The following is a 13,113-nucleotide window of genomic DNA, read 5'->3' on the forward strand; positions in this document are numbered from 1 at the left end:
ATGAGTGAAGTTATTGATAAAAATGAGAAGCAAGTAAAAGTCGGTCATTACAGGTGGTCAATTGTTGCGCTTATCTTTTTTGCGACAACAATTAATTATATCGACCGTCAGGTATTAGGAATATTGGCTCCCGTACTTCAAAAAGAGATAGGTTGGAATGAAGTTGATTATGGTTACATAGTTACAGCGTTTCAAGCAGCATATGCAATTGGACTTGTTTTTGTGGGCAGATTGATTGATAGATTCGGGACGAAAATTGGATATGCGCTTGCCATCTTTGGTTGGAGTATCGCTGCGATGTTTCATGCGGCAGCAAGTAGCGTTACCGGTTTTGCAGCAGCCAGGTTTGGATTAGGATTAAGTGAAGCCGGAAATTTTCCCGCCGCTATTAAAACTGTAGCTGAATGGTTTCCCAAAAAAGAGAGAGCTTTTGCTACGGGTATTTTTAATTCAGGTTCAAACATCGGCGCTATTATCGCACCTTTGGTTGTCCCGTGGATTACAATTACATACGGCTGGCAGGAAGCATTTATTGCTACAGGTGCATTGGGATTTATCTGGTTAGTTCTTTGGTGGATATTTTATGAGAAACCTGAAGAGCATAAAAAATTATCAAAATTGGAATTAGATTATATTCTTTCCGATCCCGCTGAAACCAGTGTCAAAATTCCGTGGTTACAATTGATTAAATACAAACAGACATGGGCTTTCGCAATTGCAAAGTTTCTAACCGATCCGATTTGGTGGTTTTACCTTTATTGGATTCCGAAATTCTTATTTAAAAGTTACGGTATTACACTCGACGCAATTGGTCTTCCGTTGATTATTATTTATGTCATGGCAGATGTCGGAAGCATCGGTGGCGGATGGCTCTCTTCATTTTTTATAAAACATGGTTTCTCCGTAAACAAAGGAAGAAAAGCGGCGATGTTAGTGATGGCGCTTTGCGTCGTACCAATTGTATTCGCTTCACAGGCATCCAATGTGTGGATTGCCGTTGCGTTGCTGAGCATAGCTACTGCGGCTCATCAAGGATGGTCTGCAAATTTATTTACAACTGTTTCCGATTTATTCCCGAAAAAAGCAGTTGCGTCGGTTGTTGGGTTCGGCGGTATGGCAGGTGCTGTGGGTGGAATGTTAATTGCCACATTTGCCGGTTTTATCCTTCAACTGACAGGCAGTTATGTATGGTTGTTCATCATCTCCGGTTCTGTTTATTTGATCGCTTTATTTATTTTTAATTTGTTAGCGCCAAAATTGGAACCGATTAAAGAAACAATTTAATTATGAATAACTGATTGTTTTAATTAACTGAATAATTTTGGATAGACTATGAAAGAAGCATTTATTAAAAAGAATTTTCTCCTGTTGAATAAAACTGCCGAGAAGCTCTTTTTCGATTATGCGGAAAAACAACCGATAATTGATTATCACTGCCATTTGCCGGTCAAGGAGATTGCTGAGAACAGAAAGTTCGAAAATATTACAAGAGCCTGGCTTGACGGTGACCATTATAAATGGAGGGCTATGCGTGCAAATGGTGTTGATGAAAAATTTATTACCGGCGATGCAAGCGATAAAGAGAAATTTTTTAAGTGGGCGGAAACCGTACCCTTTACAATTAAGAATCCATTGTATCATTGGACACATATGGAATTAAAGAAGCCGTTCGGTGTAACGGATAAATTATTGAATGGCAATACTGCAGAAGAGATTTGGAACCGCTGCAATGAATTATTCCTTGAGGAGAAATTTTCAACACAGGGTTTGATAAAACAATTCAATGTTGAAATCGTTTGTACTACCGATGATCCCGTCGATTCTTTGGAATATCATCAAAAGATAAAACAAAATCCGTTCGGTGTTAAAGTCATTCCCGCATTCCGTCCCGATAGCGCAATGGCAATTGAAGATCTGGACCAATTTCATTTATGGCTTGCTCAATTGGAAAGCGCTTCAAATATTTCGATAACCGATTATAAATTATTTCTTGATGCGATCAAAAATCGGCACAATTATTTTCATTCCAACGGTTGCCGTTTATCCGACCATGGATTGGAAACTGCTTACGCGGAAGATTATACAGTTCAAGAAATTAATTCAATATTCTCAAAAATATTATCGAAAAAAGATTTGAATCCTACAGATATTCTCAAATTCAAATCGGCAATGATGTTCGAGTTTGGAGTGATGGATTACGAAAGAGGTTGGGTACAGCAATTTCATCTTGGCGCGTTGCGAAATACAAATTCCAGAAAATACCGTCAGTTGGGTGCCGATACTGGAGCTGATTCAATAGGTGATTTTGAAATTGCCAGACCGCTTGCAAAATTTTTGAACCGGCTTGATGATCTGAATCAATTAACAAAAACAATTCTGTACAATAACAATCCCGCTGATAATGAATTGATTGCATCCATGATAGGCAGTTTTCAGGACGGAACTATTGCCGGTAAACTGCAATTTGGAAGCGCGTGGTGGTTTCAGGATCAAAAAAGCGGGATGGAAAAACAGATTGATGCTCTCTCCAATATCGGGCTGTTGAGTCGTTTTGTTGGAATGTTGACAGACTCAAGAAGCTTTTTATCTTACCCGCGGCATGAGTATTTCCGAAGAATTCTGTGCAACTTATTAGGTGATGAACTTGAAAAAGGATTAATACCTAACGATCTTGAACTTGTTGGAAATATGGTAAAAGATATAAGCTACAACAACGCTAGAAATTATTTTAATTTCTGGGATGACACTCTCTGATTTGAACACGATATTATTTTTTGGGCAGTATATTTTATAATGATTGGGATTGAAAATAATTATGCGAGCAAAACACATCACTCTGGAAGACATTGCAAAACGGCTCAATGTATCTTCAGTAACTGTCTCCAAAGCTTTACGCGGTCATCCGGATATTTCAAGAGAAACCACAAAGCTTGTTAAAAAAGTTGCTAATGAACTCGGATATTCCCCGAATTTTATGGCGAGAAATCTATCAGCGAGAAAATCGAATGCAATTGGTGTTGTTGTTCCGAAAATCGCCCACCACTTTTTCAGTTCAATAATCGAACATATTTATGATTATGCGTTTGAAAATAATTATGAAATAATTCTTACGGTATCGCAAGAAGATTGTGAAAGAGAAAGAAAACATCTTCAAACTCTTCTTTCAATGAGGGTAGACGGTATCATAATTTCAATTGCTCAAAACACAACGAATTTTGAAATATTCAAAACCGCCATGAACCGGGATGTACCGATTGTATTTATGGATCGTATTCCCGACTTAACTGATTGCAATACTGTTATTGTAAATGATAGAGCTGGTGCTTATAACGTAATTACTCATGCAGTAAATCTCGGTTACAAAAGGATTGCTCATTTTGCGGGTCATCCAAATATTAATATTGCCAGAGAGAGAATCATCGGTTTCAAACAAGCAATGATTGATCGCGGAATTGAAGTTAATCCTGAATGGATACTTGAAGGCGGGTTTGGAGAAAAGAGCGGTTATGATTCATTCATGAAATTATACCATCAGAAAAATCTTCCCGATCTGATATTTGCAGTTACTTATCCGGTTGCACTTGGTGTTTATATGGCTGCAAGAGAAGTTGGATTGAGAATACCGGATGATATAGATGTAATCTGCTTTGGAAATTCACAAGTACAAAGTTTCTTATCTCCTCCGCTAAGTTGCGTCAATCAGCCAACGGATCAGCTTGCAATTAGATCAATGGAACTCCTATTGGAAAACATTGACAACAAAGAAGAGTTTGAACCAAAGCAAATAGTTTTAGATACTAACATGATATTGCGCGGAACATGCATAAAATATAACAAAGGCTGATTTCAAAACCAGTAAAAATTTTATGGAGCTGCACAATGCAAAGCAAGTCATTATGTAAAAACAGATCAACAGTTATTCGGATTTTTCTCGTAATATTCCTTTCTTCAATTTTTATCAATAGCATTTATTGTAATGATCTGCCAAAGAATAATTCCACCGGTTGGAAACAACTTCCTAAAATATTAAGTAATATAAAAAAACCGGTCTTTCCAAAAAAAGATTATAGAATTCAGCTAACCTCAGAGGCTGATGCCAGAGCAATAATTCAAGAATCAATTGACAAGTGTTCTGCTTCCGGCGGCGGAAGGGTCATTATTCAAAAAGGGAATTATTTTGTGAATGGGCCGATCAATTTGAAGAGTAATGTGAATCTTCATTTTGAGGACGGTGTGTTATTAAAATTCAGTACGAACCCGGATGACTACCTACCTATAGTCAAGACTAGATGGGAAGGAATTGAGTGTTATAATTATTCAGCACTCATTTATGCTTATGATCAGAAAAATATTGCAATAACAGGAAAAGGTATCCTTGACGGACAAGCTACAAATGAAAACTGGTGGAGATGGAAGGGAAATAAAGAATTCGGATGGACAAAAGATTCTCCATCTCAAAACGATAGTTTGGGCAGACCTTTACTTGTAAAAATGAACTTAGAACAGGTACGCGTTGAACAGAGAATTTTCGGGAAAGGGCATTATCTACGTCCAAATTTTATCCAATTATGTAAATGTAAAAATATTCTTATCGAGGGAGTTACTTTTTTAAATTCTCCTATGTGGGTAATTCACCCGCTCCTTTCGCAGAATATTACAATTCAAGAAGTTTCGACAATTGGTTCAGGTCCAAACACGGATGGATGCGATCCTGAATCATGCAAAGATGTTTTGATAAAAGATTGTTTTTTTAAAAATGGTGATGATAACATTGCAATAAAATCCGGAAGAAATAATGACGGAAGAAGAATTAACGTTTCAAGCGAGAATATTGTTATACAAAATTGCAAAATGAAAGATGGACACGGCGGAGTAACTATCGGCAGCGAAATATCCGGTGGATGCAGAAATGTTTTTGCTGAGAACTGCGAAATGGACAGCCCAAATCTAGACCGGGCGATACGGATTAAAGCAAATACTTTCCGCGGCGGTATTGTTGAAAATATTTTTATTAGAAATATTAAAGTTGGTGAAGTAGGAGACGCGGTAATTCATTTTGATATGAAATACGAACCGAAGGAAGGGGAGGATGGCGGATTTCTGCCTGTCTGGCGTAATATTGATATTCGAAACATAACGAGTTCTAAAAGTAAATTTGCGATGTTCCTAATAGGTTTGAAAAATTCGCCTATAAAAAATTTGGTAATTGAGAACTGCGAATTCAATCAAGCTGCTGAAAAATCTGTTTTAGAAAATGTTGAAAATCCCATGCTGAAAAATTTGTTTATTAATAGTAAACCTTATGCAAAAGGTGTTAACCAGTAATTTCAATGAAAAAGTAATCGTCTAAAAAGATAGAAGAAATGTGGGTTACTAAATATTTTTTTGACGATTAAAGTTATCGGTTAAGTAATCGAGATGAGAAATTTTTCTATCTCAATGATTTTAAGTCGCACTGATTTTTTTGCAAAATCTTTTTTAAAAACTCCATGGTGCCTCCATTAGGAGTTGCGCACTCATTTTCTTATTCAGCTATTGTTCTACGGAAAGAGTGCGCTTAATTATTTTAAGAGAAGGAGAAGAGATAATGAAATTGAATTTCCATTTTAAGAGATTTATGAAGATTAGATTAATTCTGTGTTTGCTAATTGTATTCGGATTTCAAATACAAACGATCTCTGCATCGGAGAACCAAAATGGGGAAGGAAAGGCACTTCCAAATTTCTATATAAAAGCTCAGAATAATCTTGATCGTGAACAGCAGAATGTTCTCATCTCTATTCCGCTCGACAAAATTAAAATTAAGTACAACGATTTTAACGAGAATGCATTTATAGCGTTCGATGGCAATACACAAATTCCTACTCAGACCGAAGATCTCGATGGCGACAAAATTCCCGATAACATTCTTCTGCTTTTAGATTTTAAAGCGAATGAGAAAAAAACGATCACTGTCCAATATGATAAAATGGCAGTGCTTAAAAAAGAATTCAAAAAGAGAACACAGGCAATTCTTGCTGCTAAAGTTGATTATACATTGAAAGACGGATTTTATACCGGTGGAAAATTTGTGAATGTGCCGGAATTAAAAATGCCGCAGAATCATTTTGCGCATGACGCATTAATAAAATTTGAAGGACCCGGATGGGAATCGGATAAAGTAGCTTACCGGTTTTATCTTGATTCGAGAAACCGTAACGACATTTTTGCGAAAAAGATTGACGATGTAGTTCTTGATCGTGTTGGTAACAATGATCTTGTCTCCGACAGCAAAGAATCTTATACCGTAATGTGCGATTGGGGAATGGACGTTTTCAAAGTAGGTGAATCGTTGGGAATCGGTTCAATAGGAATGTGGTATGATGGAAAAGTCAATACAATATCTAAAACGGAGAAAGTTGTTTGCAAAATTTTAACCGACGGAATTATCAAGTCAAATATTCTCACTCAATATTCCGGCTGGCAGGTTGGACAGAAAAAATTTGATCTCAATTCGTTAATATCAATTTCAGCCGGAAGCAGATTGACAAAAGAGGAAATTACATTAACCGGCAATGCTGAAAATATTTGTACCGGTTTAGCAAAACATGAAGGATGTTCATTAATCAATGATGAAAATAATCTTGAATGGAGTTATATAGCCTCGTACGGCAAGCAAAGTTTAGCCGGTGATAATCTCGGCCTTGCTCTTTTCTTCAAACGAACAGATCTATTAAAAATTACAGAAGATCCGGCAAGTTTTATTACAATTTTAAAACCGGCAGATGGGAAGCTCACTTACTATTTTGCTGCGGCTCCGGAGATGGAACTAAACGGGATAAAGTTCAAAGAAGAGTTCATTAATTATTTGAACGATACAATACTGGAACTGGGCAATCCGGTAAATGTTGAGTATTGAACTTCTCATGATGAGAAAATATTTTTAATATAAAATGGAATTAATTATGGCCTGGTTAATAAGAAGATGCTTTATTGTTTCATTCTTATTTTTCTCTGTTAATTTGTGGGCTCAATCCTCAACATTTTATGTAGATCCAGCTTCAGGTAACGATTTAAACATCGGATCAATCGAAGCACCATTTAAAACAATAAACAAAGGAATTAGCGCACTTACTTCCAGCGGGACAATTTATTTACGCGGTGGAACTTATCTATTATCCGTTACAGTTAGACCAACGCTTAGCGGTTCCGCATCAGGTTATTTTAATCTTTGGGCATATCCTGGAGAATTACCGATTCTTGATTTTTCTACACAACCTTTCGGTAACAGTTCAAGAGGACTCAATATAGCAGTAAATTATTGGCACGTTAAAGGGCTTGAAGTTAAGAATGCCGGAGATAATGGAATTTATATTACAGGCGGATTCAACATTATTGAAAATTGCGCGATACATGATAACAAAGACACAGGATTACAAATCAGCGAGAATGGGCATGACAACAGGATCATCAACTGTGATTCATACAATAATGCTGATCCATCGCAAGCTAATGCAGATGGCTTCGCTCCAAAGTTGGGTGTCGGTGACAATAATTATTTCTATGGTTGTCGAGCCTGGCAGAACTCTGATGATGGATGGGATGGATATTTGGATACAGCGATTGATGTTACAACGGTTTTAGAAAATTGCTGGTGCTTCAAGAATGGTTACCTTAAAGATGGAAGTGCGAGTTCCGGAAATGGAAATGGATTTAAGATGGGAGGAAGCACTGGTCAAAACTTAGCGCACAATTTTATTCTAAAAAATTGTCTCGTTTTTGATAATCGTGTAAAAGGTTTCGATCAGAATCATAACCGTGGTTCAATGACATTATATAATTGTTCCGCATTAAACAACGGCTCTTATAATTTTTCAATAAATGAAACTTTAAACGAAGGGAAAATTTTAACAATTAAAAACAGTATCTCACTTGGTTCATCAGGCGTCCGTCTTCTAAGTACGGTGATTGAACAATGCAACACTTGGTCAGCTGGGTTTTCTGTTTCCGGTGCTGATTTTAAAAGTATAAATACCGCCGCTGCGTATGGTCCAAGAAAATCTGACGGGAGTCTGCCGGAAATAGATCTTATGCACCTTCAATCCGGCAGCAAACTAATTGACGCGGGTGTTGATGTTGGAATTCCATTTTTAGGATTGGCTCCTGATCTCGGTGCATTTGAATTTGTTCCGGGACCGACAAAAGTTGAATCCAGTATTATTATTTCAAATAAATTTTCACTATTGCAGAATTATCCAAATCCGTTTAATCCCGAAACGACGATCCAATATTTAATTCCAGCTTCCGGATTAGTTGAAATAAAAATTTATGATGTCAACGGAAGATTAGTAAAAGAATTATTCAATGGTTTTAATGAAGCAGGAATTCATGAAATTAACTGGAAAGGAATGAGCCAAGCAGGAAGCAAAGTTGCTTCCGGAAACTATTTCTGCACTGTTAAATTTAAGAATCAGTTCAGATCACTGAAATTAGTTTTGTTAAAATAATCTGGATTGTTTATAAATACTCTTTGAACTATTAGGAGACTATCTGAAATGAATAAAAAAAGATTTTCTTTCCTTAAAAAAATATTTTTTCTGATCTGTCTTCCCGCATTTTCTATTAACTCACAAACAGTTCAAGATATTAAAATTGATACTGGCAAACCATGGTCGGTTAGAATTGCCGACTCATTTATCTTGCGTCACCCGGCTGATGTTATTAATGACACGAGTACATTCAACGGAAAGTGGACTTACGATCAGGGCGTATTGCTGGAAGGATTGCACCAATTAGGAAAACTCACCAAAGACGAAAAATATTTTAATTATATCAAAACCAATATAGATCAGTTCGTAACTGATGACGGTAAAATAAAAACATATAAGTACCTGGACTTTAATATTGACAATATTAATACAGGACGAGAACTTTTATATCTATATACAAGGACCAATCAGCAGAAATATAAAATTGCGGCTGACTCTCTGCGCAAACAGTTGGCTAATCAACCCAGAACTAAAAGCAACGGATTCTGGCATAAGAAAATTTATCCTTATCAAATGTGGCTTGACGGTTTGTATATGGGAGAACCATTTTATGCCGAATATTCCAAATTGTTTAACGAGCCTCAAAATTTTGATGACATAGTACATCAATTTGTCTGGATCGAAAAACAAACTCGCGATAAAAGAACCGGGCTTCTCTATCATGCATGGGATGAGAGCAAAGAGCAGAAATGGGCAAACCCGGTAACAGGCAGATCACCTCATTTCTGGTCGCGTGCGATGGGATGGTATGTCATGGCTCTTGTTGATGTTCTCGATTTTCTTCCTGAAATACATAAAGGAAGAACTGAACTAATTAAAATCTTACAACGACTTTGCACTTCTTTGCTAAAATACCGGGACCCAAAAACTAATTTGTGGTATCAGGTTACCGATCTGCCGGAAAGGAAAGGAAATTATCTTGAAGCTTCTGCTTCATGTATGTTTACATACGCATTCACCAAAGGCGCCAATAACGGCTATCTGCCTAAAAAGTTTTTAGCTCAAGCTAAAAAATCTTTTGATGGAGTAATTAAAAATCTTGTAACAATTGATAAAGACGGCTTTATAAATCTTCATAAAACATGCAAAGGTGCGGGATTGGGCGGCAAGCCGTACCGCGGCGGTAGTTTTGAATATTATATCAGCGAGCCGACGCGAACGAACGATCTTAAAGGACTCGGACCATTTATAAATGCGGCAGTAGAATTGGAAAAAGGAAAAGCTTTTTAATTTGAGGAGTGGTTTAATGAAAAAGATAATTTTTTTGAAAAAAATATTTATTGTAAGTGCTTTAGTAGTCACGGTTTTTTTGTTTTATAATTTTTTAATCGAGAACAAACCAACTATTTATCTAATCGGCGATTCAACCATGGCGGATAAACCGCTTGATGATAATCCGGAAAGAGGATGGGGACAATTATTTCCTAACTTCTTTAATGATGATGTTGCAATAGATAATCATGCAATGAACGGACGGAGTACAAAAAGTTTTATTGATCAAGGATTATGGAAAGCGGTTTATGATAAGCTAAAACCGGGCGATTATGTTTTCATTCAGTTTGGACATAATGATTCAAAAATTACCGATACAACACGGTATGCCGAACCGCATACGGCATATAAACAGAATCTGATCCGTTATGTAAACGATGCACGAGCCAAAGGCGCTTTCCCAGTTCTAATTACTCCGGTTAACAGAAGAAAGTTTGATGATGCTGGAAAATTTGTTGATCAGCACGGAGATTATCCCGGGGTTGTTCGTGAGGTTGCCGCATTATTAAATGTTCCGTTAATTGATCTTCATGCAAAAAGTTTGGAGCTGTTTTCAAAACTTGGCGCCGAAGGAACAAAAAATTTATTTCTCCTTAGCGTTCCACCAAAAACTTACAAGGCATTACCGGATGGAAAATTTGACAACACGCATTTCACTCGTATTGGTGCGATCGTAATAGCACAGATGGTTGTTGACGGAATCAAAGAATTGAAATTACCGATAGTGAAAATGCTAAAATCAAATTATGATCATTCTGAAATAGCAAAAGGTAAAGTTGTATCACTCGATTATTTCTTTAATCATGAATTGAAAAAAGATGCTGCCGGGAATGAATATCAATTCCATTATACTTGGGAAGATAAAGAAAACTCCGGTTTTTCGAAGCTGGGCAACATAATAGAAAATTTTGGAGCTACTCTGTATGAAATTCATAACGCCCCGGTTAAAGATGAATTAAAAAATGCAAGTATTTACATTATTGTTGATCCCGATACTCCTCTTGAAACATCCAATCCAAATTATTTACTTAATAATTCAATTGATGAAATTGTTAGTTGGGTAAAAGATGGAGGTGTACTTCTGTTAATGGGCAATGATAAAGGCAATTCGGAATTTGAACATTTCAATAATCTTTCTGAAAAATTCGGAATTCATTTCAATGAAGTTAGCTTGAATAAAGTTGACGGTAAAAATTATGATATGGGAAAGTTTGATCTATTCCCAAACCATCCACTCTTCGAAGGAATTAAAAAAATATATCTGAAAGAAATCAGTACTTTCTCTTTAAAAGAGCCCGCTCAACCTGTTTTAGTCAGAGGTGATGAAATAATCATGACGACTTCAAATTTTGGAAAGGGATTTGTTTTTGCGGTCGGTGATCCGTGGTTATATAACGAATATATTGATCACCGCAAACTTCCAGAAGATTTCCAGAACTATAAAGCGGCGGAAAATTTATTTAAGTGGCTTCTCTCTAAAGCAATTATTGTTAAAAATGAAAATTGAAGATGAAAAGTTTTGTTAAAATATTTCTAATAATATTTCTATTATTTTTAACGCAATCATCATGCTTTACGGAAGTCGGCGTAGATCTTATAGTTGCTAAAAACGGTAGCGGAAATTACACAACAATTCAAGAAGCAGTAAACGCTGCCCCGTTGAAATCTGAAAAACCGTTTGTTATTTATATTAAGGATGGCGTCTACAATGAAAAAATCTTTATCGAGAAGAATTTTATTACACTCATTGGTGAAGATAGAGACAGTACAATAATAATTTATGCGGAACTTCGCAGAAATTGGATTGCAGAACATCCGGGTAATGATTGGGGATCTGCTGTAATCAACATTGCGAACGGAGTAACCAATCTTTCTATAATAAATCTTACTGTGTATAATAATTACGGTTCAACGCATTCGATGGAAGAAAAACCGAATGATCACCAATTCGCTATTCGCGGTGGCGGAACAAAGGTCGTAATTCTTAATTGTAATGTTAAAGCCGATGGGGGTGATACGCTCAGTCTTTGGAATACAGTAGACGGAATGTATTATCACGCGAATTGTTACTTCGAAGGCTGGGTGGATTATGTTTGTCCGCGCGGATGGTGTTACATAACAGATTCGAAATTCTACGGACATAACCTAACCGCGAGCATTTGGCATGACGGCAGCAATAATCCCGATCAGAAATTTGTAATTAGAAATTCTACATTTGATGGAGTAAAGGATTTTCCACTTGGAAGAAATCACCGTGACGGACAATTTTATCTTCTTGATTGTAAATTTTCTTCTAACATGGCAGACAAACCGATTTATCTTGCTCAACCTGCTTCTTCTTACAAATGGGGAGAGAGATATTTCTATTTTAATTGTCATCGCGATGGCGGAGATTACAATTGGTTTGCTAATAATCTAAACAAAGCGCCGGGCTCACCATCACCAAAAGAAATCACTGCTGAATGGACGTTTGCCGGAAAATGGAATCCCGAAAAAAATATCGAGTATTGTAATGCATTATTAAATAGTATTTCTAAGAAAAAGGAAAAAATAAAATGACTAATCTGTTTGATCTTACTGGAAAAACTGCAATCGTTACCGGCGCGAGTACAGGACTTGGTCAGGGCATGACCTTGGGTTTAGCTTCCGCTGGCGCTGATATATTATTGGTCGATCATGTCTCTTCTGAAGAAACTTTAAAAGAGGTTAATGACCTTGGCAGAAAAGCAGAACAGCTCGTTATCAACCTAATGGAAGATGGCGCTGTTCAAAAAACTGTAGATAAAGCATTAGATGTTTTCGGAAAGGTTGATATTCTTATTAATAATGCAGGCATAATAAGAAGAACTCCTGCAATCGACTTCTCTGAAAAAGATTGGGACGAAGTTATGAATCTTAATTCGCGTGTTGTGTTTTTTCTTAGCCAGGCAGTAGCAAAAGATATGATGAAACGGAAATACGGAAAGATAATTAGTGTTGCATCGCTTCTCAGTTTTCAAGGCGGCATTACTGTTCCATCATATTCAGCGAGTAAAGGTGCGGTTGCTCAGGTAACAAAAGCACTTGCAAATGAATGGGCAAAATTTGGGCTTAATATAAATGCAATTGCCCCCGGGTATTTTGCTACTAATAATACAAAAGCGCTCCGCGAAGATCCTATCCGTTCAAAAGCTATTCTGGATAGAATCCCAGCCGAACGCTGGGGAACTCCAAATGATTTGCAAGGTGCGGCAATATATCTTGCATCAAAAGCTTCAGATTATGTTAATGGCCATGTTTTGGTTGTTGACGGCGGCTGGATGGCTAGATAAAT

The 13,113-nt window shown here is 36.8% G+C and carries 10 protein-coding genes; all 10 read left to right on the forward strand.

Annotated features, from left to right (window positions below; genetic code table 11):
• Nucleotides 1-1,284 (forward strand): MFS transporter, encoded by a 1,284-nt coding sequence (locus NTX65_00235; GenBank protein ID MCX6167740.1) that lies wholly within the window; start codon nucleotides 1-3, stop codon nucleotides 1,282-1,284.
• A gap of 48 nt (nucleotides 1,285-1,332) precedes the next feature.
• Nucleotides 1,333-2,754, forward strand: a complete 1,422-nt coding sequence (gene uxaC / locus NTX65_00240) for a glucuronate isomerase (protein ID MCX6167741.1) — start codon at nucleotides 1,333-1,335, stop codon at nucleotides 2,752-2,754.
• Nucleotides 2,755-2,815: 61 nt separating this feature from the next.
• Nucleotides 2,816-3,844 carry a LacI family DNA-binding transcriptional regulator gene (locus tag NTX65_00245; GenBank protein ID MCX6167742.1) on the forward strand — a complete coding sequence of 343 codons (1,029 nt, stop codon included), beginning with the start codon at nucleotides 2,816-2,818 and terminating at the stop codon, nucleotides 3,842-3,844.
• Between the two features lie 35 nt (nucleotides 3,845-3,879).
• The gene (locus NTX65_00250; protein ID MCX6167743.1) at nucleotides 3,880-5,325 is read left to right on the forward strand and encodes a glycoside hydrolase family 28 protein; all 1,446 of its coding nucleotides are present in this window, start codon (nucleotides 3,880-3,882) and stop codon (nucleotides 5,323-5,325) included.
• 262 nt (nucleotides 5,326-5,587) lie between these two features.
• The gene (locus NTX65_00255; protein MCX6167744.1) at nucleotides 5,588-6,898 is read left to right on the forward strand and encodes a DUF4861 domain-containing protein; all 1,311 of its coding nucleotides are present in this window, start codon (nucleotides 5,588-5,590) and stop codon (nucleotides 6,896-6,898) included.
• A 46-nt stretch (nucleotides 6,899-6,944) separates the two neighbouring features.
• The gene (locus NTX65_00260) at nucleotides 6,945-8,486 is read left to right on the forward strand and encodes a right-handed parallel beta-helix repeat-containing protein (GenBank protein ID MCX6167745.1); all 1,542 of its coding nucleotides are present in this window, start codon (nucleotides 6,945-6,947) and stop codon (nucleotides 8,484-8,486) included.
• A gap of 48 nt (nucleotides 8,487-8,534) precedes the next feature.
• Nucleotides 8,535-9,758: a glycoside hydrolase family 88 protein gene (locus NTX65_00265; GenBank protein MCX6167746.1), complete on the forward strand. Its 1,224-nt coding sequence runs from the start codon at nucleotides 8,535-8,537 to the stop codon at nucleotides 9,756-9,758.
• Between the two features lie 16 nt (nucleotides 9,759-9,774).
• Nucleotides 9,775-11,307, forward strand: coding sequence for a rhamnogalacturonan acetylesterase (locus tag NTX65_00270; GenBank protein ID MCX6167747.1), 1,533 nt, complete (start codon nucleotides 9,775-9,777; stop codon nucleotides 11,305-11,307).
• A gap of 2 nt (nucleotides 11,308-11,309) precedes the next feature.
• Nucleotides 11,310-12,359 (forward strand): pectinesterase family protein, encoded by a 1,050-nt coding sequence (locus tag NTX65_00275; GenBank protein MCX6167748.1) that lies wholly within the window; start codon nucleotides 11,310-11,312, stop codon nucleotides 12,357-12,359.
• On the forward strand, nucleotides 12,356-13,111 hold the full coding sequence (kduD, locus tag NTX65_00280) for a 2-dehydro-3-deoxy-D-gluconate 5-dehydrogenase KduD (GenBank protein ID MCX6167749.1): 756 nt from the start codon (nucleotides 12,356-12,358) through the stop codon (nucleotides 13,109-13,111). Before NTX65_00275 ends, kduD begins: the two co-directional genes overlap by 4 nt.
• The last annotated feature ends 2 nt before the right edge of the window (nucleotides 13,112-13,113 follow it).

The organism is Ignavibacteriales bacterium, assembly GCA_026390795.1.
Lineage (GTDB): Bacteria > Bacteroidota > Ignavibacteria > Ignavibacteriales > Melioribacteraceae > Fen-1258.

Excerpts from the sequence above, each read along its gene's own strand:
- NTX65_00235 (MCX6167740.1), top strand. The coding sequence starts at position 1 with ATGAGTGAAGTTATTGATAAAAATGAGAAGCAAGTAAAAGTCGGTCAT.
- uxaC (MCX6167741.1), top strand. The coding sequence starts at position 1,333 with ATGAAAGAAGCATTTATTAAAAAGAATTTTCTCCTGTTGAATAAAACT.
- NTX65_00245 (MCX6167742.1), top strand. The coding sequence starts at position 2,816 with ATGCGAGCAAAACACATCACTCTGGAAGACATTGCAAAACGGCTCAAT.
- NTX65_00250 (MCX6167743.1), top strand. The coding sequence starts at position 3,880 with ATGCAAAGCAAGTCATTATGTAAAAACAGATCAACAGTTATTCGGATT.
- NTX65_00255 (MCX6167744.1), top strand. The coding sequence starts at position 5,588 with ATGAAATTGAATTTCCATTTTAAGAGATTTATGAAGATTAGATTAATT.
- NTX65_00260 (MCX6167745.1), top strand. The coding sequence starts at position 6,945 with ATGGCCTGGTTAATAAGAAGATGCTTTATTGTTTCATTCTTATTTTTC.
- NTX65_00265 (MCX6167746.1), top strand. The coding sequence starts at position 8,535 with ATGAATAAAAAAAGATTTTCTTTCCTTAAAAAAATATTTTTTCTGATC.
- NTX65_00270 (MCX6167747.1), top strand. The coding sequence starts at position 9,775 with ATGAAAAAGATAATTTTTTTGAAAAAAATATTTATTGTAAGTGCTTTA.
- NTX65_00275 (MCX6167748.1), top strand. The coding sequence starts at position 11,310 with ATGAAAAGTTTTGTTAAAATATTTCTAATAATATTTCTATTATTTTTA.
- kduD (MCX6167749.1), top strand. The coding sequence starts at position 12,356 with ATGACTAATCTGTTTGATCTTACTGGAAAAACTGCAATCGTTACCGGC.